Here is a 23,563-nt window from a genome sequence, read left to right as displayed (position 1 = left end):
CAGTCTCCTTCAGTGCATGATTCGCGCGTACTGCCACGATCCTGCCGTCACAGGACCTTGCTCTTGCGTTAAGGTGCACCTAAGTTAGGGTCACCTTAGTAATCGTGGCGGCGGTACGCCCTTCGGCAGATATCTCGATGTCGAGATAACTCTAGTACATCGCCACCCCATGGTGATGCCGCACCCCCGCCGATCAAGCGCATCGCCACCCGCAGCGGGGGCGTCGCCGTGCTCGCCCGGTTGTTGCCGGAACGCAACGACCGGCGTGCGAGTTCCCGGGCCGCGCACGGGTCCGGGGTTCTCGCGCGCCCGAGTCCGCGGACGGCCGGGGCGCCGCACGAGCACCGGGCCGGCGGGCGAAGAAGCCTCCGCGGGCTCCGGACCGGCGACGGACGGGTTTCAGTGTGCGAGTCCACTGCGGACGAGGTCCAGGACCTGTTGGTCACTCAGGCCCAACACCCGCGCCTCGTCGACCAGTTGCTGCACGGTGCGCACCAACTGGGCCTGGGCCGCCGGATCGGCTCCGCCACTGACGACCGCACCCCTCCCCCGGCGCAGCTCAATCAGACCCTCCTCGCGCAGCCGCTGGTAGCCGCGCAGCACGGTGTGCATGTTGACTCCGAGCGATTCGGCCAACTCCCTGGCCGCGGGCAGCCGTTCGCCTCGCGCGACGCCGCCGTCGGCGATGGCTCCGCGCACACAGGAGGCGATCTGATCGCTGAGCGGCTGCGTCGCGGCGGGATCGATTCGGAAGAGCACGTCGGTATTGTCCGATACTCCCGGGCGTCCGGTTACTTGCCGTCGACGAGGGTGTTGAGCAGCGCCGCCGCGGTCCGCGAGTCGTCGACCGTGACCACGAACTCCCGGCCGCCCACCAGCTCCACGGTGAGCGCCTCCCCCGCCCGCGTGACCAGACCGCTCCGCCCGGCCCTGACCCGGTAGCCCCAGCCCTGGAAGTCCTTCATCGGCGAGATCCGCTGACTGCGCGCACCCTCGATCCGCTCCAGCGGAATCGTCTTCCCGACCCCCGCCAGCACGCCGGAACCGATGCGCACACCCCGACGGTCGACGGTGACCCGCAGAGACAGGAAGGCCAGCGGCAGCAGCCCGAACAGCAGCGAGGGCAGCGCCGCCAACCAGGCGCCGAGGGCAGCGGCCAGCACCGCGGCGAGCAGCACCGAACCGACGACCAGCAGCCCGAGGCCCGTGGTGCCGACCGTGCGCGTCCAACTCGCCTGCTGGCCGGGACTCATCGACAGTCGCGGCGCAACCCCCGAACGCTCACCGGGCTCGGGTGCGGGGTCCTGCGGGCCGAGGGCGGCGAGACGGAACCCGATGAAGCCGGCCAGCAGGACGACCACCGCCCCGGCCACCATGTGCCGACCCGACAGTGCGACCCCGCGGGCGCTCTCCAGGTCGAGCTGGAGCACGAGGGTGCCGATGAACAGATAACCCATGAGCGCCGCACAGCCGTAGGAGACCGGGTAGACCAGGCGCCGGGCCTCCAGCGGCATCCGACCGAAGTACTGCATCGCGCCGAACAGCGCCCCCATTCCGACCAGCACAGCCAGCGCCGGCCAGACCATCCCCGCCTGCGAGCTGTACCCGTCGGCCGTCATGCCGTTGAAGTGGATGGCCACCTCCTCGGGCAGCCGCCCGCTCCACATCGCGAACAGCGTGCCGTACACGAGCGCGATGGCCGCGTAGGGCAGTACGAGCACCGCTGCGCGCCGCAGCCGAGTGTCGTGATCCATGGTGCACCTCCCCGTTTATTGTTTGCACACTACTAGAACAATAGGCGCACAGCCAAGAGCGCACCACCAAGCCGACCCCTCCCCCGTACGGCCGTGCCCAAGTCGTCGACATCTCATATCTGAGATAAGGTCGCACGCATGAGCGATGACTACCTGGCCCGCATCGGACGACTCATCAGGGACGCCCGCCAGCACCGGGGTTGGACGCAGAGCCACCTCGCGGAAGCGTTGAACACCAGCCAGAGCGCGGTGAATCGCATCGAGCGCGGCAATCAAAACATCAGCCTTGAGATGATCGCCCGAATCGGTGAAGCCCTCGACAGCGAGATCGTCTCTCTGGGCTACTCCGGCCCGATGCACCTGAGGGTCGTGGGGCGCAGGCGCCTGTCCGGCTCCATCGACGTCAAGACGAGCAAGAACGCCTGCGTCGCCCTGCTGTGCGCCTCCCTGCTGAACAAGGGGCGCACCGTGCTGCGCCGCGCCGCCAGGATCGAGGAGGTCTTCCGACTCCTGGAGGTGCTCAACTCCATCGGTGTGCGCACTCGTTGGATCAACGACGGCGCAGACCTCGAGATCCTCCCGCCCGCCGAGGTCGACCTGGCCGGCATGGACGCGGACGCCGCACGCCGCACCCGCTCGATCATCATGTTCATGGGTCCGCTGCTGCACCGCGTCGACCGCTTCCGCATCCCCTACGCCGGCGGCTGCGATCTGGGCACCCGCACCGTCGAGCCGCACATGCAGGCGCTGCGCCGCTTCGGCCTGGAGGTCACCGCGACCGACGGGATGTACCACGCCGTGGTGGACCGCTCGGTCAAGCCCGACCGCCCGATCGTGCTGACCGAGCGCGGCGACACCGTCACCGAGAACGCCCTGCTGGCGGCAGCCAGGAGCGAGGGCGTGACGATCATCCGCAACGCCTCCTCCAACTACATGGTCCAGGACCTGTGCTTCTTCCTGGAGGAGCTGGGTGTCCGGGTCGAGGGCGTCGGCTCCACGACCCTGACGGTGCACGGCCGCGCCCAGATCGACGTGGACGTCGACTACTCCCCCTCCGAGGACCCGGTCGAGGCGATGAGCCTGCTGACCGCCGCAGTGGTCACCGAGTCCGAACTCACCGTGCGCCGCGTACCGGTGGAGTTCCTGGAGGTGGAGCTGGCGGTCCTGGAGGCGATGGGCCTGGACCACGACCGCACCGCCGAGTACCCCGCCGACAACGGCCGTACACGGCTGGTGGACCTGACCGTGCGGCCCTCCAAGCTCGAGGCGCCGATCGACAAGATCCACCCGATGCCGTTCCCCGGACTCAACATCGACAACGTGCCGTTCTTCGCCGCCATCGCGGCCTCGGCACACGGTTCGACCCTGATCCACGACTGGGTCTACGACAACCGCGCCATCTACCTCACCGACCTCAACCGCCTCGGCGGCAGACTCCAACTGCTCGACCCCCACCGCGTACTGGTGGAGGGCCCGACCCGCTGGCGCGCCGCCGAAATGATGTGCCCACCCGCACTGCGCCCCGCCGTCGTCGTACTGCTGGCGATGATGGGCGCCGAGGGCACCTCCGTACTGCGCAACGTCTACGTCATCAACCGCGGCTACGAGGAACTCGCCGAACGCCTCAACTCCGTCGGCGCCCAGATCGAGATCTTCCGCGACATCTGAGCCGCGAGCTCTGCCGCACCCCGTCCGACCCTCAGTTGCTGCGGGTTCGGACGGGGTGCGGTGGCGTGTCCGGGGCTTCAGGCCTGCGGACGGGAGTTCAGGGAGATGTCGGGGTTCATCAGGAGTCCGGCCTCGCCTCCGATCCCTATACTGGATCAGGTTCGGACGACCGCACACGGCCCGGAGATCCGTTCCAGGGGGACAGGTGATTGACGCATACGTCGCCGAGCTGGACCGCGCGCTGCGCGGCCCGCGGGCGGCCAAGGCCGACCTAATCGCCGAGGCCCGCGACGGGCTGCTCGATGCGGCGGACGCCTACGAGGAGGACGGCCGACCGCGGCAGCAGGCCGAGCGGAGCGCGGTCGAGGAGTTCGGCACGGTGCGGGAGATCGCGTCGGAGTACCAGACCGAGCTGGGCCTCGCCCAGGGGCGCCGCACCGCGATCCTGATCTGTGCGGTGATGATCCTTCAGCCGGTGGTGTGGTGGGTGCTCCAGGTGCTAGGCGGCGCCGGCACCCACCAGGGCAGCAGCCGGGCCCTCGAAGCGGCCGAAGCGGCTGTTCGATGGTCCGGCGGCATCGCCATCGCGGTCGGAGTCGGCGTGCTGCTCGCGGCGGGGGTGGGCGTGCGCTACCTCGGCGCCCGGCGGCTGGTCGCCCGCATCACGGGCTTCTTCGCCTTCACCGTATGTGCCGTGTTCGCCGTCCTCGGCGTGCTGATGACGCTGGGGAACTCCGCGGCCGACTCATTGCTGAGCCTCACCGGGCTGCCGGTCACGCTGCTCGTACTCGGCGTCCCGCTGGCGGGTATTGGCCTCTCGGGGCGGCGCTGCCTCGGCGCAGCCTGACGCACGTCCGGCAGACCGCCCGCAGCACCAACTCCGCAGCGGGCACCGCCGGTTGACCGCGCCGCCCGCGAGGGCGGGCACGACGCGGAGCCGGCGGACGCACCGGCGCCACAGGTGCTCCCCGTCAGGTGGAGGATGTACCGGGACGCAGCACGCCCTCCACCACAGCGGCGAAGTCCCTCCACTCCGATCGCTCGGTGACCAGCGCCTGCCGTCCCGCCTTCGTCAGCGAGTACGTGCGGCGCTTGCGCCCGGCCACCTGGAGCCACTCGCTCTGGAGATATCCGGCCCGCTCGAGCCGGCGCAGGGCGGGGTAGAGCGATCCGGTCGGAAGATCCAGCGCTCCCCCGCTGCTGACCTGGAGTGCCTGCATGACGGCATAGCCGTGCAGGGATTCCTTCTCCAGGACCGCGAGGATCAGGGCGTCGAGGTGCCCTCTCAGTGCGTCAGGCTTCATGTGGGCAACCTACAAGACATGCTTGAGTAGGCAATCTGCATATAGACGGGCTCTTTCCTGGAGACCGGGGCAGGAGGTCGAGCCACCGTGGCAACGCTCGAACGGATTCCGCCCACGACGGAGGAATCGCCGCAGGAACCGCTGAGCGCGCTCGAACGACTCGCGCTCGCCTCGGGCCGCCTCGGGCCGCCTCGGAACGTCTTCCCGCTTTACCGACATGACTAGGCTGTCTACATGTAGAGTGCCTATCTCGAAGGTGGCGGTTCGAGCGGCGGGAAGGAAGACCGATGACCAGAACGGATCTCCGCAGTGACCTGCGAACCCAGCCGTGGGCGCTGATCGCCGCACTGGGAGCGGTCGGACTCGTCCGGCCGGTGCTGAGCATCATCGACGCCTACGACTCCGGGCCGTTGGAGAAGCCGGTCGGCCCGATCCTGTTCACCGTGCTGATCGCCGTGGCTTGGGTGGGCGCGGCCGTGGTGCTGCGGATCGCGCAGCCGGTGCTGACGCTCGCGCTGGTGGGGGTCGCGTACGGCGTGTTCGCCACCGTGCTGAACATCGCGCTCCAGCCGATCAAGGACGACGCCGAGTTGATCCCGGTGCCCGGGATGATCGCCATGATCTTCTTCAACGCCCTCCAGGGCGCGGTGCTCGGACTCATCGCCCTCGGCCTGCAGCGCGCCACGGGCCGCGCCGCCCGCTGACGCGGCCCGAAAGCCGCCGAAGGGGCACCCGCGTGGGGGGCGGGTGCCCCTTCGGCGTGTCCGACGCCGCCTCATCTCCGGGCGTACACACAGGAGTTCAGCACGCGGCGCCGACGGAGGCGGTCAGCCCGGGCGGGGCGAGGCGCACCTGTGTCGCTCGTCGTCCGCTCCGGCCGAGAACGCCGCGCTCGCTGCCGGTCGGTGTGGCTGTTACGGGGTGGGAGCCGGTGCGGAGATGTTCGGGGGCGGTTGCCAGGCGGTGGCGCAGAGGGAGTCGGTGACGGCGGCGGTGTAGCGGGCGGCGGCGAGCCAGTTGAGGGCGAAACCGTCGCTGTCCGCGGGCAGGAGCCGGCCGAAGTGGTCGCGGGCACGCCGGCCCGCCGTGGAGCGAAGCGCGGTGAGCAGACCCGCTGCGGTGGGCAGACCGGCACGGCGCAGCCGGTGCGCTTCGGCCGTGACGTCGCCGAGCATGCCGAGGGCGGCGCGGCCCGCGGGGACCGCCTGTTCGACACGTCGCTCCAGCAGGTGGAGCGGCGACTCCCCGCGATGGACGGCGGGTTGGACAGCCGCGGGGTGCACGGAAGCGCCGGGGTCGGGGAGGTCTGCGCGGCGCAGGCGGTCGAAGCCGAGGTCGACCGTGCCCTCCTCGGTGGGGTGGGCGCAGGCGAGCAGCGCGAGCCGGGGGTGCGGGGCGGAGATCAGGCGGCCGATGATCCGCAACCGCGTCCCCGGTGCGGTGGCGAGGAGCGTGAGGTTGTCGCGGTGGGGCAGCGCGGGGTCGTCGTCGGCGACGGTGAGGCGTACGGAGACCCCGCCGTCGCACCGGGCGAGCAGGCACATGCCACCGGACTCCCGTACGGCGCCGCGGAGTTGGACGTCGAGAAAGAGCAGATCGCTGCCCGCGGCGCCCGGTTCGGCGTAGTGGGAGGCGGATCGCAGTGCGCGAACGACCTGTTCGGCGGGCGGGACCTCCCAGAGGGCGGCGAGCGGTGGCTCCGACCAGGCCGCGCCTGCGGCCGTGACGGCTCTGACGCCCTTGCCCGCGCCCAGCCTGCCGTCCGGGGAGACCGTCGCACCGGAGACCAGGAGCCCGGCCCGGCCCAGCTCCCGGTGGCTGAGGGCGGTGTCGCCGAGCCGGACGGCGCGGTTGGCCACGCCGGTGGCGCGGGACGCCCCGCCTGTCGCCACGTCGCCGACCGTGTACAGCCGCCCGTCGGACGCGGCCGTCCAGGTGCGGGCGCCGGCGTGGCCGGTGTCGGTGACCACCGGTTCGGTGAAGAGGCCGTAGAGCCGCAGCGAGCCGTCCGGGCTGTACGGCCAACGGGCACGACCCCGTACGGCGGCCAGCTCCGGCCCGCGGGCGGTGCCCACGCGGTGCGCGGTGCCCAGCAGTTCGGCGAGGGCGGTGACGAGGTCGACGGTGCGGTACGAGGCGTCCCCGGCACGGGCGGCGCGCAGCAGGGTGACGACGGCGAGCGCGGCGGACGCCCCGCGCGGCAGCTGCCGCAGCCGGGCGGTGTGCGCGGCGCGCAGCAGCGCGGCCTGCGCGACGGCGCCGGCCCCGTCCACTCCGGACTCCAGCACTGCGGCGGCGGCCGACCAGAGGCCGGCGGCGGCCTCGCACTGAGCCGGTGTGGCGCGCTCCTCGTCCGTGGGCGGGGCGGCGCCGCCCGGGGCCGGGACGCTGGCGGGGGCGATGGGGTCCGCAGTGAGGGCTGCGTCCGGGCCGGATTCGGGGCCCGTGGCGGGGGCTGCTTCGGAGGCGGGCTCGGACGTCGGGGCCGGGGCCGGTTCGAGGGCCGGGTCGCGTTCGGGGGCGGAGTCGGGTTCGGGGGCCGGGTCCGGGACGGGGGCGGCGGAGGCCGCGGCCGCGCGGTGGACGCAGGCCGGGGCGAGGAGGCAGCCGCAGGTGATGTCGTCCACCGAGCCCACCACACCGCCCGGGGCGTGCAGCCGCAGCTCGGTGTCGTCGTCGACCGCGATGGTGACCGTGTCCCCGTCGCGGTGCGTCGGGCGGGTGGCGAGCTTGGTGACCGCCGCGTCCAGCCGCTTGCGCAGCCGTACGGACAGCTCCTCCACCAGGGTGGCCGCGACCTCCGGCGCGACGGGCGGGAGCGGGACAGTGGTCATGCGATCTTCTCCCCTACCCAGCGGGCGAGTTCGAGTGGGCTGAGCGCCGCCACGGGCATCCCGGCGGCGACGACCTGGCCGGCCACTCCCGTGGAGTAGCAGGGCCGGCCCGCGTCGTCGAGGCTGGCGCACCCCAGCACGTGGCAACCGGTGGCGACCAGGGCCCGTACCTCCGACAGCAGGCCGCCCAGCGGCGCGCCCTCTTCGAAGTCGCTGATGAGGACGACGATTGTGCGGCTGGGCACCGTGATCAGGCTGCGCGCGTGGCGGAGCCCGGCGGCGATGTGCGTACCCCCGCCCACGCTCACCTCCAGCAGGAGGGAGAGCGGGTCGTGGACATGACCGGTCAGGTCGAGGACCTCGGTGGAGAAGGCGAGGAAGTGGGTACTCAGAGCCGGAACCCCGGCCAGTACGGAGGCGGTCAGCGCCGACCAGATCGTCGACGCCTCCATGGACCCGGAGACATCGGTGACCAGGATCAGGTGCCAGTCGGCGGACCGGCGGGCGCTGCTGCGGAACACCGGCTTCTCGGGAACGACCCGGACGCTGCCGTCCTCGGCCCGGCGGGCGGTCGCGAGATTGGCGCGCAGGGTGCGCGGCAGGTCGAGCCGTCCGCCCGGACGGCGGGTGGGGCGTGCCAGCGTGGCGCCGGTGAGAGCGGGCCGCAGTCGTGTGGCGAGCTGCCTGGTCAGCTCCTCCACCAGGCGGGCGACCAGCGGGCGGAGCGCCGCGAGCCGCGCCTCGGGAAGGCCGCCCGCGTAGCGCAGCACCGTGCGGAGCAGCTCCACGGAGGGGGTGGCGGCTGCCGGATCGAGCTCGGTGAGCACGTCCTGCCGACCCGTCGCGGCTGCGGCGGCGAGCACCTCCTCGCGGACGCCGGGGCCGAAGAGCGCCGCGAGCTCCTCGGACCAGTCGCGGACGCCGGGGAACGGCGCCTCCCGACCGCCGCGGTCGCGGGCGGGCGCCGGCAGTTCGCCGCGCGAGCCCTCGCCGCGGCCCGCACCGTACAGCTCGTCCAACGCGGTCGCCAACCGGACGGCTCCGGACGGCAGTTGATCCGTCCGCCGCCCCAGCACGAGGCGCCACCGGTCGGCGGGCGCGAGTGTCGGGACGGGCGCGAGTGTCTGGACGGGGGTGGTGGCGGAGGTCGTCGAGGGGGTGTGCCTGCGGGAGGGTCCGGTCTCCGTTGCGGAGACGGCCTCGGGTCCGGAGGTGCCCGCGGTTCCGGGCACGGGCACGGGCACGGGGACGGGGACGGGGACGGGGACGGGATGAGCGTCGGGGGCGGTGCCGGTTGCGGGCGCGGGGGTGTCGGGGTGCGTCGGGTTGACGGCCGGTGGTGCGGTCGATGCGTCGGCGAGTGCCGAGGGCGCGGGAACGGACGGCTCGGCGCCCGTGTCCACCGGGGGTGGGACGGGGAGGGCGAGGCCGGCCAGGAGGTCGCGGGCGGCGAGGTCGGCGACCGTACGGCGTGCCAGCTCGGCGGGATCATCGGCGTCGGCGAGGTCGATCCGGGTGCCCAGTCGCTCCTCGACGGTCGCCAGCAGCCGGTCGCGGTCGGCCGGGCTGAGGGTGTCGAAGCCGCCGCGCAGCGCGGGCAGCCGGGCCAGGAAGGCTGCGTCGGCCAGTGCGACGACCCGGTGCAGCAGCGGGTCCAGCGCCGAGGATCCGACGGTCAGAAGCGGCCCCGCCACGGTCAGGACACCGGTGAGCCGGGCGGTGAGTGCGGCTCTGGAGGAGCTGTCCGCCGCCGCGTCCACCCAGGAGGCGACACGGGTGCCGAAGGCGTCTGCCTGCTCCAGCCCCGTGAGCACCCGGACGGCGCCGGCGGCGGCGGCGATCAGCGGGGCGCCGTCGGCTGCCAGCCGGGCGAGCGCGTCGGCGAGCCGGATGCCGCCCAACCGGTCGGCGCGCTGGGCGAGTTCGAGCAGCGCCCGGGCGTCCTCCGCCTTCTCCGAACCCGTGAGCCCGTCGACCTGACGCACCGCCGCCGAGGTCAGCAGCTCTCTCGCGTTCTCGACGCCGGTCACCTCCGGAACGGGCAGGTGTCCCGCTGCGATGCGGTCCAGGAGGTCGAGTCCCGCGAGGAGTTCGGGCAGGGTCCCGCTCGCGGGGAGCACCGCGGCAAGCTCCGTCAGACGGGCCTCGGCGAGCGCCGGCAGCGCGCACTGCGCCGCGTCCGTGAGCCCGCGGACGACCTGCGCCGCGGTCGGACCGCCCTCCGCGCGCTCGGCGGCGTGCCGCCCCCGCAGCACGCCCTCGGCCGCCTGGGCGGAGGTGACGCCGCGTACTCCGGCGGCCGTGAGCATCGCGGCGGTGGCCGGGGTCCAGCGCACCTGCCAACGGGTGGTGAGCCCCTCCGAACCCGCCGCGCCGGTCACCGCCTGCTCCTGCCCGTACGGGATGCCGCATGCGGTCAGCCTGCGGAGCAGCAGTTCGCGGCGCCCGTCGAGAGCGGAACGGGCCGGGTCGAGCCGCAGGTCCCGCGGCGTCTTCTCGTGCACGTCCGCCGGGCCGGGCAGGGACAACGCCTCGGTCTCGGCCTCCACCGCGGGGCCCAGACCGCTGCGCGGCGCGCCCGCGGCCGGGCGCCCGGAACGGGTGCCGACGAGTACGCGCTCCAGCGCGCGGGCGACGGCCCGGCCCGTACCGTACGTCTCTCCCCGGCCGAGCACTGTCTGCACGGCTTCCAGCAACTCACCCCGGCCGGGGGCGGGCAGGTCGCGCAGCCGGGCCAGGTCGCCGGCGACCCGCACGATCTCCCGGCCGTCCGCCGGACCGTAGGGATGGCCCTCCTCCCGCAACGCGGCGCAGAGGCGGACCGCGGTGCGGATCAGCGCCTCGTGCAGGGCGCCCGGGTCCCCCGCGGCGTCGAGCACGATGTGCTGCCACTCCGGGTCGCGGATACCGGCCGGATAGCCGGAGCGGGAGTCGAGCAGGGGGTAGGTGTACGGGATCAGCGAGACGGTGCTGCCCTCCGGCGCGGCGCCGGAGCCGGCGTGCGACGCGGAAGGCCCGGCGTACGAACCGGGGTGCGGGCCGGCGTGCGGGTCCGTGCCCGGCCGGGGGTCCGGAGCGGGTCGGGGCGCGGTGGGCGGGTGCGGGGTACGGGGTGCGGCGGTGTGCGGTGCGTGCGCCGCGTCGGCCGTCGACGTGGCCGCCTCGACGGCGGGCGTCAGCAGCGCGGGAGTGTGGAAAGCACCCACCACGACGGCGGGACGCAGCCCGCTCGCCAGGGCTTCGGCCACGTGCCCGCGCATGCACGCCTCGCGCGCGGGATCGGTGGGGTCCACCTCGCGCCGCGCCTCGGCCTCGTACCGCAGCGCCCAGCCGACGAGCAGCGCGGCCCGCCGTACCGCTTCGGGCGTGGAGCCGGGCGCGGGGGCCTCCACCAGCCGGTCCCACAGATCGTCACCGTCCCGCCCGGTCAGCCGGGACCGGAGAGCGTCGGTCAGACCGCTCCCGATGTCGGAGGCGGCAGCGGTGGGACCGGGCGGAGGCGCCGCCGCTGCCGATGAGGCCGACTCCCCCTGCACGGTGTCGACTTCGGCGTCCGCCGTGCCCGAGTCCGGCGCCGACAGTCGGCCGGCATCCGGTGCAGGCTCGCGGTCGGCACCCGGTTCGGCCCCGCGGTCGGCGTGCGGTGGGGTGCGGGAGTACCCGCCGTCGGCCAGGGGCAGGTCGCAGGCCACCGCCGGGACGCCGTTGCGTGCCGCCCAGCGCAGAGCGGCCAGCTCCGGCGAGAAATCCGCGAACGGGTAGAAGGCGGGCGCCTGCCCGGTGGCCGAGCCCTGGCCGCCGGGCAGCACGGCGGCCAGGGCCACCGGTGCGCGGGTGTCCTCGTGGGCGAGCCAGCCCAGCCACGGCTGGAACTCGGCGGGCAGCTCGACCAGGAGGACGTCGGGCGCCGCCGCGTCCAGCAGGGCCGGTACGGCGGCCGCGAGGGAGGGCGCGTGGTGGCGCACTCCGATGAGGTACGGCAGCCCCGGCCCGTCCGCCGCGAGCGCCGCCACCGCGGCGTCGGGCCCCACGGGGCCGGTGGGATACACCGGCCCGGTGGGAGCCGGCGGCCCCGTCGGATCCACGCCGGTGGCGGGGCCCTGCTGCGTGACGGCGGGGCGCCGGCCGGTGGACGGGACGGCGCCCGGTGCGTCGGAAGCCTGCGAAACGGCGGGGGCGGCGGCAGGCGCTGCCGCCCCGGCGCCCGTCTGCGGCTCGGGGGTGGTCGGTTGGTCCATCGGCTCAGTTCTCCAGCACCGCGCGCAGGTCCCACAGGGCGCGCCAGGTCGACGAGCCCTGCTCCGCGCGTCTGCGCACCGCGCCGTCCCAGTAGCCGAGCAGGCGCGCCGCGTCGGCCGGATCGTCCTTGCGCACGACGCCGAGCAGATGGCCGGGCAGCAGCGACAGCACGTCCCGGTCGCCGGGGAAGTACGCGGCGGCCAGGCCGAGGGAGCCCGCGACCGAGACCGCCTCCGCCGTACTCATCACCGTGGAGGGCCGTTCCACCTCCCAGCCCTCGGCGGAACGTCCCTCGCGCAGATCCCGGAAGGCGGTGACCAGCGCCTCCAGCACGGCGTCGTCGACCTGGTAGGCCGCGCCCGCGCGCTCCACCGCGGCACGGGACTGGCGGCGCACGAGCGCCGCCTCGGCGTCCACGTCACCGATGGGGCCGACCGTCTCGAAGTTGAAGCGCCGCTTCAGCGCGGCGGACATCTCCGACACGCCCTTGTCCCGCAGGTTGGCGGTGGCGATGAGGGTGAAACCGGGTGCCGCATGTGCCAACGCGCTCTCGCTGCCCGCCAGTTCGGGGACGGCGATACGGCGTTCGGAGAGCAGCGAGACCAGCGCGTCCTGCACCTCGGGCAGGCAGCGGGTCACCTCCTCCACGCGGGCGACCGCGCCCCGCGTCATGGCCGTGAGCACCGGGGAGGGAACCAGTGCCTCCTCCGTGGGGCCCTGGGCGAGCAGCAGCGCGTAGTTCCAGCCGTACTTGAGCTGGTCCTCGGTGGTGCCCGCGGTGCCCTGCACGGTGAGCGCGCTGGTGCCGCAGACGGCGGCCGACAGCAGCTCGGAGAGCATGGACTTGGCCGTGCCGGGCTCTCCCACCAGGAGGAGCCCGCGCTCACCGGCGAGGGTGACCACGCAGCGCTCGACCAGGGCGCGCTCGCCGACGAACTTCTCCTCGATCACCAGGCGGCTCGGCACCCCGGGGTCCGCAGCCGCGTCCTTGGGCAGACTCAGCGCCTGCCCGGCGCTGCCCGTCACGAACAGGACGACGGCACGCGGCGTGAGGCGCCAGCCTGGCGGGCGGGGTCCGGTGTCGTGAGCGGCGAGGAAGGCCAGCTCGGTGGCGTACCGGTCCTCGGGCGGGGTGATCTGCCGGTGCTGGTCGGCGGCTGTCGCCGCCCGGGGCCGGGCGGCGGCGCCCGGGCCGGCGGTGGGGTCGGTGCTGGTGGTCGTCATCGGCGGCGGCCCTTCCGGGATGCGCGGGTTTCCAGTTCTTCGAAGGCCGGGGCGTCGCCGTCCCGGACCCGTGCCCAGGCCGCCGCGAACAGCGCGGCCACCGGCCGGTCGGGCACGGTGCGGATGTCGCCGACCACCGGGTAGAGACTTTCCTTCCAGGTCTCCAGCGGCAGGGCGGGCGACCGCCGCTCGCGCCAACCGCAGGGCAGGAAGAGCGTGCGTCCCGCTCGGGACCGCTTGGCCTCGGTGACCAGGCTGCCGGCGGCGAGCTCGGCGCGGGCCTTCTTGATGCGCGCGGGCTTCCACTGCGTCCAGCGGACGCAGTTGCGGTCCGTGGGGTCGGGCAGGGCGAGCAGCATCAGGTACAGGGTGGCGGCGTCCGCACTCAGACCGAGCGCTTCGGCGGCCTCCGCCACCAGCTCGGGCACCGTGCGGGACGGGTCCTGCGCCGGATGGTGCGCAGCCGGCGCGGAGTCCGGGTCACCGGTGGCACCCGCGGGCAGGCCGGCCGAGACCAGGGCGTCCGTCTCCTCGCCGAGCAGGGCACGCAGTGCGCGCAGGTCGAGGCCGGAATGGGTGTCGATCATGCCCTCGACGAGACCGAGGACCGGATCCTCGGACCCCGTCAGACCGGCCGGGCGGATGAGCAGTCGTTCGTGGCCCCGGCCGCGGTCGGGCGTCAGCAGCAGCGCCTCGCCGGCCCGTACCAGCCCGTCGGCGTCCGCTCCTTCGGCCTCGGGGAGGCCGAAGGCGGCGCGGATCGGGGCACCGATCGGCCCGCCCTCCTCCGTCCAGGCCAGGCCGAGGTCGAGCACCAGCTCCGGGTCGGCGAGACGGGCGCGCAGTGCCGCGAGCCCGGTGGGCAGGTGGGACCGCAGCGGATGCCGGTGCGGCAGGTCGTAGGCCAGGACGCGCATCGCGGTCAGGGCGCCGTCGATCGCACCGCGGGCACCCGCCCGCCGCAGACCGGGGCTCCGCCCGTCGGAGGCGGCGGTGCCGTCGGCGAGCCAGTCCCGGGAGGCCGCGTTGAGCACCAGGTCGATCGCTCCGAGCGTGGCGCCCGACAGATCGAGGTCCAGCTCTTCGGGGACGCGGACGAGGGAGCCCAGGCGCTGCCGCCAGACCTCGGCGGCGGCCGGGACGTCCGGTCCGGTGGACCAGAGCGCGGCCGGGTCCGCCGGCAGCAGCGCGCGGACCAGCGCGTGTCGGTCGTCGCGCGGCAGGGCGTGCAGCCTGGCCTGCGCCGCCTCGAAGGCACGGGTCTTGGTGCCGAGCAGGGTGAGTGCCTCGGCCTCCGGCTCCTCGGTGGCGGCCGACAGCAGGGCGACGGCCTGGAGCGGCCCGATGCCGGTGGCCGTGTGGAACGCCTCTGCCGCCTCCGGGCTCCACGGCGCGGCCCCCTTGGCCCGCACCAGCGCGGTGAGTCGGGTGAGCCGGTCCACGGCTGTGCCGTCGCGGTGCACGCGCTCCCGCTCCAGGGTGAAGCCGGGCACGGCGCCGAAGGCTCCGGTCGGGTCGTGGTCCAGGGCCAGCCAGCGCCCGACCTCGTCGGCGTACCGGTGGCAGTCGTCGAGGATCACGATGGTGCGGGAGCCCTTGCGCAGCACCTGGCCCAGGCGCGGCACCGGCCGGTGGTCGTGCTGCCCGGGCGTGCCGGCGTACGGCTCGAGGAGATGCACCTGCCGCACGGTGCCCGCCGGATCCGCGAGCGGCCCGGCGGCGAGTGCGTCGAGCAGGACGAGGAGCCCTTCGCGCTGCTCGGCGGTGACGGCCGGCGAGGCGGCCCGGTAGGCAAGCTCGGGCAGCTTGTCGAGGAGGGAGGTCCAGCGCACGCTGTCCCCGGGCACCGTGTACTCGTCCCGCTGCCAGCCGTCGACCGCGCTGAACGGCGACTTCGTCGGCACCGGCGGGCCGAACGCGGGCTCACCTCCGAGCACGTGGTTGACGGCGAGGATCCCGCGGATCGCGGTCCACTCACGGCCGCCGCGCCACCACGAGCCGTGGATGCGCTCGGAGCCCCAGGCGGTGGCCTGCCGCAGGGTCCGGTCGTCGCCGTGCTCCGGCTCGTGATCGAAGAACATGCCCTCGGTGCGCGCGGTCCTCGCGGGCCGCTCGGACTGCGCGGGCTCGGGCGGCCTCAGGAACCGGTCGACCGCGACGGCGTGCCGCACCGCGACATCGACCATCGCGGTGACTCCGGCACGCAGCCGCGCATCGGTCACCTCGGGCAGGATCAGGGCGACGACCTCCTCGCTCATCTGCCGCGACGAGGGCCCGGTGTACTTCTCGACGCTCCGGACCGCCTCCAGGTGTTTGCCGATGGCGACGGCGACCTCGTCGAACAGCTGCTGCGCCCGGTCCCGGGTCAGGGTCCGCAGCGCCGCGGAGCCCGCCTCGTCCCGCGGGCGCAGGGCGTGCCAGTAGGCGACGGGCGGCAGGTACGGGGTGCCCGCCGCGATGTGGCCGACGCCGGAGTTGTCGGGAGTGACGGACCACAGGCTGCCGCCGGTGCCGTCGGTGTCCGCCGGATGGGCCTCCACGGCCGCATGGCGCCGGACCAGGATCGGACGTGCCCCGCCGGGCAGGGCGAGAGCGCCGAGCGGGACCGCGTAGCCGTCGGCCAGCGGGCCCGGCAGGGTCACCGTGGTGCCGTCCGGGCTGCCCGCCTCGGCCCGGTGGCCGTCCGCGGGCGCGGAACCGCCGGGATCGGCGACCGTGCGGCGGACCCAGCGGCCGAGGACGGCGCCGTCCGTGCCGAACGGGGTGGTCTCCAGGCCGGGTTGGAGCGGCAGCACCTGGCAGTGCTCGGCGAGCAGCCGGCTGCCGTCCTGTACTCCGGAGCGCAGGAAGGCGGGCAGTGAGGCGCGGCCGTGGGTGCCGGTGGCCGGGTCGTACTCCAGCCACGCGTGCTGCGTGCCCTGGTGTCCGGCACGCCAGTGGCCGGTGCCGTCGGAGAGGACCGCGCGGCGCGGCGGAAGGTCGGTGTCGCCCGCGTGCAGCGCCTTGCCGCCGGTCGCGCGACCGCCTCCGGGCAGCGGCAGGCAGACGTTGTCGGAGACGCCGCCACCGCCCCAGCCGGCGATCTGCTCGCCGCCCGGGAGGAACACCTCGGCGGGACGGTTCGACCAGTAGCCGTGCTGCTTGCCGCCCTCCCACCAGACGACCAGCAACTCGCCGTCGACGTAACGGAATCCGAGCGACCGCCACTGGTCGACGTCCGCGGGCAGCCGCAGGGTGTGCCGGAGCAGGACGCCCTCGGGGCCGACGACCACGGCACGCTCGCGGGTGCTCAGGATCAGGGCGGGCCAGGCGCCGGTGATCTCGACCTCGGCCGCGCGGTGGTTGCGCGCCTGCGGCGTGGCGGCCGCTTCCGCGGCCAGCTCGGTGTACGCCTCGTCCAGTGCGGGCCAGCCCAGCTCGTCCGGGACGCCGGCGCGCAGGGCGGCGGCGAGCACGGGCACCACCGAGTGGGCCCCGACGAGGCTGACCGCCTCCGGCGCGACCTTCTCGACCACCCGTCCGAAACCGGCCAGTCTGCCGAGCGCGGACCGCAGGCCGGGAAGGCCGCGGGCGGTGGTGTACTCCTCGGCGCGGGCGGTCAGCCACTCGCGCAGCACCACGGAGAGCACCGGGTGCGCGGCCAGTGCCCGGAGCTCCGATTCGTCGGACCTGTTGTTCCGGCCGCTTCCTCCGAGCTCGCCGACGGCGTGGCTGAGCCGGGCGCGGAACTCCGGGCTCCGTTCGACGGCGGCGAGGTCGCGCGCGCCGGGCGCGGTGTCGGTGAGCCAGCGGCCGAGCGCGAAGCCGGGGGGCCGCCCGTAGCCCTGGGCCTGCTTCTCCGGCTGGGCGACGGGTATGCCCTCGGTCAGGCAGTGGTCGAGGACGTCGAGGTCGGCCGTGCAGTGCCAGCGGCCGTGGAAGAGCTGGACGGGTCGTCCGTCGGCGCGCAGCCGGTCCGCCATGCGGGCGAGCAGCGCGAGGGTCTGCGGGCTGCGGCCCGAGCAGGACCGGTCCCGCTGGCGGTACGCCTCCCAGCGGCCGAGCCAGTCCGCCGGCGAGACGGACGGCGCCTCCTGCGCTGTGCCCGACTCCCCCGCGACGGCCGGGAGTTCGGTGAGCAGCTCCTCGGCGCCGGCCTCGGCCAGCAGCGTGAGCCAGGCGTGCTCGCCGGTTGCGGACCGGTCGCCCTTCTCGGTGAAGGTCTCCGGGAAGAAGCCGGTGAGCCGGGCGCGCACGGCCGGGTCCTGCCGGCCGAGAGCGACGACCGAGGAGCGGTAGGCCGTCCAGAACGAGGCGGGGGCGCGGACCACTCCCGGCGAGCCGATCAGGTCCGCGACCAGCTCGCGCTCGGCAGCGGCGCGGTCCAGCCCGGTGGCCTTGAGCAGTGCGCGCACGTCCTGCGGCAGCGCCGCGTAGGGCGGCACACCCGCGGAGCAGCGCTCGACCAGCAGTCTGCGGAACTGAGCCCAGGCTTCGGCCGGGGAGAGCCGGTCGGTGAGGTCCCGCACGTACTGCCGCAGGGCCTTGACGGTCAGCGCACCGGCGAAGGCGAACTCCAGGAAGACCGCCCGCTGCCGGTCCTCGTCCACGACGAGGCCGTGCACCCGCTCCGCCTCGCGGGCCTTGCCGAAGAAGGTGGCCGCGTACGTGGTGTTCTCCGCCTGGAGGAAGAGGCGGGCGACCTGCTCGTAGTAGGTGGGCAGGAAGTGCGGCACGGCACGGCCCAGCCGGGTGCCGAGCTCGTCGAAGCCCTCCTTGGCCGCGCCGGCACGGCTCCTGGCCTGGCGGCCCAGCCGCTCGATGTCCTTGACCAGGGCCAGGGCGTGGTGGCCGTTGGCCGGGTCGTTGACCAGGGCCCAGGCGGGGAAGCCCAGTGTCACCCGGCGGACCTGGCCCACCACGGGGGCGTCCTCGGTCCGCGACAGCCCGAGGAACTCCAGCGCCAGGTCCTCGGCCTCGCCGAGGGTGCCGGGCACCAGGCGGACGACGGGCCTGTCCCCGAGGGCCGGGTGGGTGTAGGTGCGGGCGGTCAGTGTGTCGGCGTCGTCCCGGTCAGTGGTGCCGGCGGGAAGAACGGCGTCCGCGTCGAGCAGGGCCGCGATACGGGTCCCGGAGTCACCGTCGGTACGGCCGGGGAGCGCGGGGGTGTCAGGGCGTGTGCCCGTGCCCGTGGGGGTGTGTGTCGTGGTGGTGCTCATGCCGCCTGCTCCTCGTCTTCCACATCGCGGCCGGCGTAGAGCGCCGCCGCCATGCGCATGCCGTCCGACCATGCGACGGGGCCGACCTCGGCCGCCGTCAGAGTGCGCCCCGAGGAGTCGGTCCAGCCCAGCGGGCCCGTCTCGGTGCCGTACGCGTCGTATCCGTCGTGCTCGCCGATCCAGATGCGGGCCTCGACGGTGACGCCGTCCTCCACGACCGGGCAGACGGCGTACCCGCCGCGGGAGCGGTAGCCGAGCTGAGTGGTGCGGCTGTGCAGGAACCGCAGTTCCTTGAAGACACCGCCCGCGTAGGTGTCCACCGAGACGGTCTCCGGTGCGAGGCCGGGCGGACGGTGCCACACCTCGCGGAACAGCTGCTCCACCCGCTGGTCCATCTCCAGCTCGACCGCGAACTCCCGCAGCTCGTCGAGGTCTTCGAGGAGCACGGGATGCGGAACGCGCACCACGTCGGGGGTGATGCGGACGGTGTCGCCGTCCAGGTCGACGAGGCCCAGACCCCGCTCGGGGTCCACATCGCGCAGGAACCCGGCGACTCCGCCGTCCGCGCCGGTGACGACCATGTCGCTCAGCGCCGCCCGCCAGGCCGGGTCGGGCCAGACCCGGGCGAGCACGGTGGTGGGGACGGGCAGCGAACGCACCATCCACTGCTCGACGTCGGACAGGCAGCGGGCTTCGTGCCGCTCCAACCACTCGCCCAACTGCCGGAGCCCGACGACCGCCGGCTCCTCCTTCAACTTGGCCGGTACGGACTTCAGCCGCCGACCCTTCCCGTTGCGGCAGACCAACCTACCGGCCTCCAGGGCGACTTCGTAGTCGCCCGCGGATACCCACCCCATGCGCTGTGCTCCCCGTTGTGCCCCGCTGCGCCGCCGGACGGCGGCACGCTGATGAGACCCGCCGACGGATGCGCACCGCGGCGAGTAGCAGAGACTCTAGGCCCACCGACTGACAACGCGACCAGGCACGTTCACGCTCCGGCACGTTCACCCTCCGGCCCACCCGCGCCCGGACAACCCGCCGGCCCGATACGGTCCGGCCCGCCGGCACCGCCGAACGACCGGGCGGCCGGCAGCCGTACGAGAGTCGGCAGTTGGGGACCGAGTTGGGGACTGGGGCGGGCTCTGCGCAGGCACGGTGCGGTGCTGAGGTGGAGACGTCCGCACCGGGTTGCTGCTCGCCCCGGCAAGTTCAGGACCGGCGGACACAGGCCCCTCCGGTTCGCCGCCCGGCCGGAACCGCTCACGCGCAGACACCGGACGTGCCGGCCGTCCGCCGCAGTCAGCGGGTTGGCGGGTTGGCGGGTTAGCGGGTTGGCGGGTTGGCGGGTTGGCGGGTTGGCGGGTTGGCGGGTTGGCGAGCGTCGCATCTCGCCGTAGAGAGCCTTGCCTCGTTGTCGCACCACGGCACGCCTGCGCGACCGGCTCGTCGAATCTGAGCACATCCGCCTGGTCCGCCCCGATCACCGACCGGTGGCCGCCGGGCTTTCCCCCCCAGTGCCGGAACGTCGGCGGGGCGGGGAGCGGGTGACCCTCGTTCCCCGCCCCGCGCGGGCGTTCACGAACTCGCGGCGTTCACCGGGCAGTTGTCTCCGGGGGCCGGGTGGTGGCGGGTGGCGCGTCGCAGACGGTGCCGTCCGCGGGCAGCTTGCCGTGGATCAGTGCTGCGTCGACGGCCGAGTCGACGCACTTGCCGCTGGAGCGGTACGAGGTGTGGCCGACGCCCTCGCGGGTGAGCAGGACGGCGCCCTCCAGACGTTCGGTCATGGCTTCGGCCCAGTGGTGCGGGGACACGTTGTCCAGTCGGCCGCCGACCACCAGGATCGGCGGCGCTCCGGCGGCGGTGAGCGCCTCGGTGTGGCGGTCCTTGTTCTCGGCCGGCCACAGTGCGCAGTTGAGGGCGCTGTACGCGGCCCGGCTGCCGAGCCGCTCGCCGCGCTCGGTGATCTTCCTCGCTGCGGCGCGGTGCGCGGACAGCTCGCCCAGGTCCGGCCAGTCGGCGCACCTGACACCGGTGTGCGGCTCCTGGAGAGTGGCGAACGGACCGCCGAAGGGCGCCACGGTGACGAAGGTGGCCACGACGAGCAGGCCTCTGCCGTCGCCGTTCTCCGCGGCGAGCAGTGCCTCGGTGAGCCTGGGCCACAGCTCGCGGTTGCCCGCGGCGGCCCGTACGGCTTCCAGGGCCACCGCTCCGTCGAGCCGTCCGCCCGGGGTGATCCCCTCGACCGGCGGCACCTCCAGCGGGGACGCCTCCAACTCGGTGATCAGGGCGTCGAGTGCGGCGCTCGGGTCGCCGTCGCCGAAGGCGCACGCCTCGGCCCCCTCGGTGCGGCAGCTCTCGAACCAGGCGTCGAGCGTCTCCTCGTTGGAGCGCGCGACGTCGTCCAGCAGCTTCAGGGGTTCGTGCTGCCACAGGTGGGTGTCGACGGGTGCGTCGATGACCATCTGCCGGACGCGGTCGGGGAAGAGGGTGGCGTACATGGGGCCGACCACAGTGCCGTACGAGGCGCCGTAGAAGGTGATGGTGTCCTCGCGCAGAGCCGCGCGCACCTGGTCCAGGTCGCGGGCGACGTTGTCGGTGGACAGGCTCGCCAGGAACTCCGGGCTCTGATGCTTCCGGCAGCCCTCGGTGAAGGTCCGGGCGTCGGCGAGCAGTTGCTCGTACGGCTTCCCGCCCGGCACGGTGGGATCGCGGTCCTCTGCCGCCTGCTCGGCGCGCTGCTCGTCGGTGAGGCAGCGCACGGCTTCGGACTCGCCGACCCCGCGGGGGTCCATTCCGACGACGTCGAACCGGGCGAGCAGGTCGGGCGAGTACGGGCCCTCGCCGGCGGCGGCGTCGATGGACTCCACCGTCTCGGTGGCGGGCACCCCCGGACCGCCGGGGTTGATGAACAGGCTCCCGATGCGCCGGCCCGGGTCGGTGGCACGGTGTCGGGTCACCGCCAGCGCGATCTGCTCCCCGCCGGGATCGTCGTACTCCAGCGGCACTTTGACGGTGGCGCAGTCCAGTCCCCGACCGCACTTCCTCCACTCGGCCGGTTCGGGAACGGGCGCCGGTGAGGTCTTCGCGGCGTCGTTCCCCTCCCCGGGGGTGGGTGCGCCGGTCGCGGTGCAGCCGGTGAGGGCCAGGGCGGCGACGGTCAGCAACGAGGCGATCCGCAGGGGCACGGACGGGCTGTGCGGCAGTCGGTGTGAGAAGGGCATGGCGTCGACGCTAGGCAGCCCGGCTGCGCGGAACATCGGCCGAAGAGCCCGAACCGGCCGACCGAAGGAGGACCGGAGCGGCTGCGTCCACCGCCGAAAGGCCGGGGCGCCGCCGAGAGGCCGGGCGTCGCGGACCGGGGCAGGGGGCCGGGCAGGGCAGGCCTTGCCGTCGGTCACTGCCCGGGGGCGATCCCGGCCTCCTGGACGAGGAGCGCCACTTGGACCCGGTTGTTGAGGTCCAGCTTGGTGAGGATCGCCGACACGTGGGTCTTGACCGTGGTCAGGCCCAGGTGGTGCCGCGCGGCGATCTCCGCGTTGGTGCGTCCGGCGCCGATCTCGGCCGCGACGGTGCGCTCCCGTTCGGCGAGCGTGTCGAGACGGCGTCGGGCGGCCTCCCGCCGGGCGTCCTGCTCCGAGTCGGCGACGCGCGCGATCAGACGGTGGGTCACCTCGGGCGAGAGCACGGAGCGGCCCTGCGCCACATGCCGGATGGCGACGACGAGTTCGTCCGGCGGGGTGTCTTTGAGCAGAAAGCCCGCGGCCCCGGCCCGCAGGGCCCGGAGCACGTGGGCGTCCGCGTCGAACGTGGTGAGCACGATGACCTGCGGCGCCGGTTGCACACCGCGCAGCGTCTCGGTGGCGGCGAGCCCGTCGGTGCCGGGCATCCGAATGTCCATCAGCACCACGTCGGGCCGGTGGCGGCGGGCCAGCGCCACCGCCTCGGCGCCGTCGCCCGCCTCGGCCACCACGCGCAGGTCCGGGGCGCCGCCCAGCATCATCTTGAGCCCGAACCGCACCACCGGGTCGTCGTCCGCCACCAGCACGTCCACGAGGGGGCGTTGGTCCGCCGTGCCGTCGGCGGGAACGTCGTCGGCAGGGTTGGGATGCGTCACGACGGCCAGGGTAGTCGCACGCCGACGCGCCAGCCGCCCGACTCCGTCGGCCCGTGGTCGAGCTGTCCGGCGACCAGCCGTGCGCGCTCCCCCAGCCCGTGCAGGCCCTGCCCGGAACCCGCGCTCCGCGCCGCAGAGTCCGTCGGCGGCGGGCCCGGCGGAGCCTCGTTCACCACTTCCGCGCTCAGCCCGCCGCCGGGCCGGCCCGCCATCCGGACCACCACGCACGCGCCCGGGGCGTGTTTGCGGGCGTTGGTCAGCCCCTCCTGGACGAGACGGTAGAGCGTGCGGCCCTGGGTCTCCGGAACCTCCCGCCCGCCGGTCGTCAGCCCGTCCTCGTCCTCCAACTCGACCGGTGCACCGGCCTGTCGGGCCTCCTCGATCAGCTCCGGCACGTCCCCGAGGCCGGGCAGCGGCAGTTCTCCCACCGGCGCCCGCAGCACACCGATCACCTCGCGGAGGTCCTGGAGCGCACGGTGCGCGTTCTCCCGCACCACCTCGGCGGCCCGTACCCGGTCCTCGGCGGGAGCGTCCGGGTAGTACGTGAGGGCGCCCGCGTGCACGCTGAGCAGCGACAGGCGATGCCCGAGGACGTCGTGCATCTCCCGTGCCAGGGCTTCCCGCGCTTCCCGTTCGGCGCGCTCGGCCCTCAGCGACGCCTCGACCTCGGCCGCCGCCGCCCGCTCCCGCAGGGAGGCGAGCAACGCCCGCCGGTTGCGCACGGAGAGCCCCCACGCCACCGTCGCCAGATGCCCCGTGCCGATGACGGCGAACACCATGAGCGGCGCCGCGGTCTCGGGCCACCACAGCTGGTACGACGTGACCGCCGCGAGGCTGATCGCGCACACTGTCGCCGTGGCCCTGTTGGAGCGGTGCACGGCGACGGTGAAGAGTGTGGCGACCGAGGCCGCCGCGACCGTCTCCGAGTACGCGCTCGCCACGGCCAGCGCGACGCCGAGCACGACCGGGAAGCGACGGCGCCACCACAGTGCGAGGCAGCCGGCCACCCCGGTGGCCAGGTCCGCGCGGAAGATCCAGGTGTGCGCCGCGGCCGGGTCGTCGAGCAGGCCGGCCACGGTGATCCCGCCCACCGCGACGGCCATCGCGAAGATGACGGAATCGACGAGCAGCTGACGGGCCCCGCGCCCCGGCGTCTCTGTCTTCGCGCTCACCGGCCCGATCCTAGGTCGCGTGCCCGGTCGGCGAAGCCGACGGGGTTGACGGCTCG

Annotated in this window: 14 protein-coding genes; 3 read left to right on the top strand and 11 right to left on the bottom strand. The window is 74.2% G+C overall.

Translation table 11 applies throughout. The features are described from left to right. Positions 1 to 399: 399 nt before the first annotated feature. Both MTQ01_RS13825 and MTQ01_RS13820 read right to left on the bottom strand, forming a co-directional pair. Entirely contained in the window at positions 400 to 759 is a 360-nt protein-coding gene (locus tag MTQ01_RS13825; protein WP_247490214.1) for a GntR family transcriptional regulator, read from the bottom strand. Between the two features lie 32 nt (positions 760 to 791). Beyond that, positions 792 to 1,754: a DUF1648 domain-containing protein gene (locus MTQ01_RS13820; protein ID WP_247490212.1), complete on the bottom strand. Its 963-nt coding sequence runs from the start codon at positions 1,752 to 1,754 to the stop codon at positions 792 to 794. Between the two features lie 138 nt (positions 1,755 to 1,892). Between MTQ01_RS13820 and MTQ01_RS13815 the strand changes: the two genes are divergently transcribed. Further along, entirely contained in the window at positions 1,893 to 3,422 is a 1,530-nt protein-coding gene (locus MTQ01_RS13815) for a UDP-N-acetylglucosamine 1-carboxyvinyltransferase (RefSeq protein ID WP_247490211.1), read from the top strand. Between the two features lie 205 nt (positions 3,423 to 3,627). Beyond that, a complete protein-coding gene (locus MTQ01_RS13810) occupies positions 3,628 to 4,269 on the top strand; it encodes a permease prefix domain 1-containing protein (protein ID WP_247490209.1) in 642 nt (213 codons plus the stop codon). Between the two features lie 124 nt (positions 4,270 to 4,393). Here MTQ01_RS13810 and MTQ01_RS13805 read toward each other — a convergent pair whose 3' ends face one another. Beyond that, positions 4,394 to 4,726, bottom strand: coding sequence for a PadR family transcriptional regulator (locus tag MTQ01_RS13805; protein ID WP_247490207.1), 333 nt, complete (start codon positions 4,724 to 4,726; stop codon positions 4,394 to 4,396). 287 nt (positions 4,727 to 5,013) lie between these two features. Here MTQ01_RS13805 and MTQ01_RS13800 point away from each other — a divergent pair, with 287 nt between their 5' ends. Then, a complete protein-coding gene (locus MTQ01_RS13800) occupies positions 5,014 to 5,430 on the top strand; it encodes a hypothetical protein (RefSeq protein WP_247490206.1) in 417 nt (138 codons plus the stop codon). Between the two features lie 210 nt (positions 5,431 to 5,640). On the opposite strand, the gene MTQ01_RS13795 is transcribed toward MTQ01_RS13800, so the two are convergent. The 8 genes from MTQ01_RS13795 to MTQ01_RS13760 form a co-directional block, all read right to left on the bottom strand. Continuing rightward, entirely contained in the window at positions 5,641 to 7,560 is a 1,920-nt protein-coding gene (locus tag MTQ01_RS13795) for a hypothetical protein (RefSeq protein ID WP_247490205.1), read from the bottom strand. Beyond that, on the bottom strand, positions 7,557 to 11,798 hold the full coding sequence (locus MTQ01_RS13790; RefSeq protein ID WP_247490203.1) for a DUF5682 family protein: 4,242 nt from the start codon (positions 11,796 to 11,798) through the stop codon (positions 7,557 to 7,559). The genes MTQ01_RS13795 and MTQ01_RS13790 overlap by 4 nt, the downstream gene beginning before the upstream one ends. A 4-nt stretch (positions 11,799 to 11,802) precedes the next feature. Beyond that, positions 11,803 to 13,023, bottom strand: coding sequence for an AAA family ATPase (locus tag MTQ01_RS13785; protein ID WP_247490201.1), 1,221 nt, complete (start codon positions 13,021 to 13,023; stop codon positions 11,803 to 11,805). Beyond that, positions 13,020 to 18,221, bottom strand: a complete 5,202-nt coding sequence (locus tag MTQ01_RS13780; protein WP_247490199.1) for a hypothetical protein — start codon at positions 18,219 to 18,221, stop codon at positions 13,020 to 13,022. The genes MTQ01_RS13785 and MTQ01_RS13780 overlap by 4 nt, the downstream gene beginning before the upstream one ends. Next, a complete protein-coding gene (locus MTQ01_RS13775) occupies positions 18,218 to 19,078 on the bottom strand; it encodes a DUF4132 domain-containing protein (protein WP_247490197.1) in 861 nt (286 codons plus the stop codon). The genes MTQ01_RS13780 and MTQ01_RS13775 overlap by 4 nt, the downstream gene beginning before the upstream one ends. A gap of 735 nt (positions 19,079 to 19,813) precedes the next feature. Continuing rightward, positions 19,814 to 21,442 carry an alpha/beta hydrolase gene (locus tag MTQ01_RS13770; protein WP_247490195.1) on the bottom strand — a complete coding sequence of 543 codons (1,629 nt, stop codon included), beginning with the start codon at positions 21,440 to 21,442 and terminating at the stop codon, positions 19,814 to 19,816. 173 nt (positions 21,443 to 21,615) lie between these two features. Beyond that, complete coding sequence (locus MTQ01_RS13765) at positions 21,616 to 22,335, bottom strand: response regulator (RefSeq protein WP_374207733.1); 720 nt, start codon at positions 22,333 to 22,335, stop codon at positions 21,616 to 21,618. Beyond that, on the bottom strand, positions 22,332 to 23,507 hold the full coding sequence (locus MTQ01_RS13760) for a histidine kinase (protein ID WP_247490193.1): 1,176 nt from the start codon (positions 23,505 to 23,507) through the stop codon (positions 22,332 to 22,334). The genes MTQ01_RS13765 and MTQ01_RS13760 overlap by 4 nt, the downstream gene beginning before the upstream one ends. Positions 23,508 to 23,563 lie beyond the last annotated feature (56 nt).

Source organism: Streptomyces sp. XM4193 (assembly GCF_023072595.1).
In the GTDB taxonomy this organism is placed as follows: Bacteria; Actinomycetota; Actinomycetes; order Streptomycetales; family Streptomycetaceae; genus Streptomyces.
Note: the sequence above shows the minus strand (reverse complement) of the source record. Positions and strands in the feature narration are given on the sequence as shown.

Excerpts from the sequence above, each read along its gene's own strand:
- MTQ01_RS13820 (WP_247490212.1), bottom strand. The coding sequence starts at position 1,754 with ATGGATCACGACACTCGGCTGCGGCGCGCAGCGGTGCTCGTACTGCCC.
- MTQ01_RS13815 (WP_247490211.1), top strand. The coding sequence starts at position 1,893 with ATGAGCGATGACTACCTGGCCCGCATCGGACGACTCATCAGGGACGCC.
- MTQ01_RS13805 (WP_247490207.1), bottom strand. The coding sequence starts at position 4,726 with ATGAAGCCTGACGCACTGAGAGGGCACCTCGACGCCCTGATCCTCGCG.
- MTQ01_RS13800 (WP_247490206.1), top strand. The coding sequence starts at position 5,014 with ATGACCAGAACGGATCTCCGCAGTGACCTGCGAACCCAGCCGTGGGCG.
- MTQ01_RS13795 (WP_247490205.1), bottom strand. The coding sequence starts at position 7,560 with ATGACCACTGTCCCGCTCCCGCCCGTCGCGCCGGAGGTCGCGGCCACC.
- MTQ01_RS13790 (WP_247490203.1), bottom strand. The coding sequence starts at position 11,798 with ATGGACCAACCGACCACCCCCGAGCCGCAGACGGGCGCCGGGGCGGCA.
- MTQ01_RS13785 (WP_247490201.1), bottom strand. The coding sequence starts at position 13,023 with ATGACGACCACCAGCACCGACCCCACCGCCGGCCCGGGCGCCGCCGCC.
- MTQ01_RS13780 (WP_247490199.1), bottom strand. The coding sequence starts at position 18,221 with ATGAGCACCACCACGACACACACCCCCACGGGCACGGGCACACGCCCT.
- MTQ01_RS13775 (WP_247490197.1), bottom strand. The coding sequence starts at position 19,078 with ATGGGGTGGGTATCCGCGGGCGACTACGAAGTCGCCCTGGAGGCCGGT.
- MTQ01_RS13770 (WP_247490195.1), bottom strand. The coding sequence starts at position 21,442 with ATGCCCTTCTCACACCGACTGCCGCACAGCCCGTCCGTGCCCCTGCGG.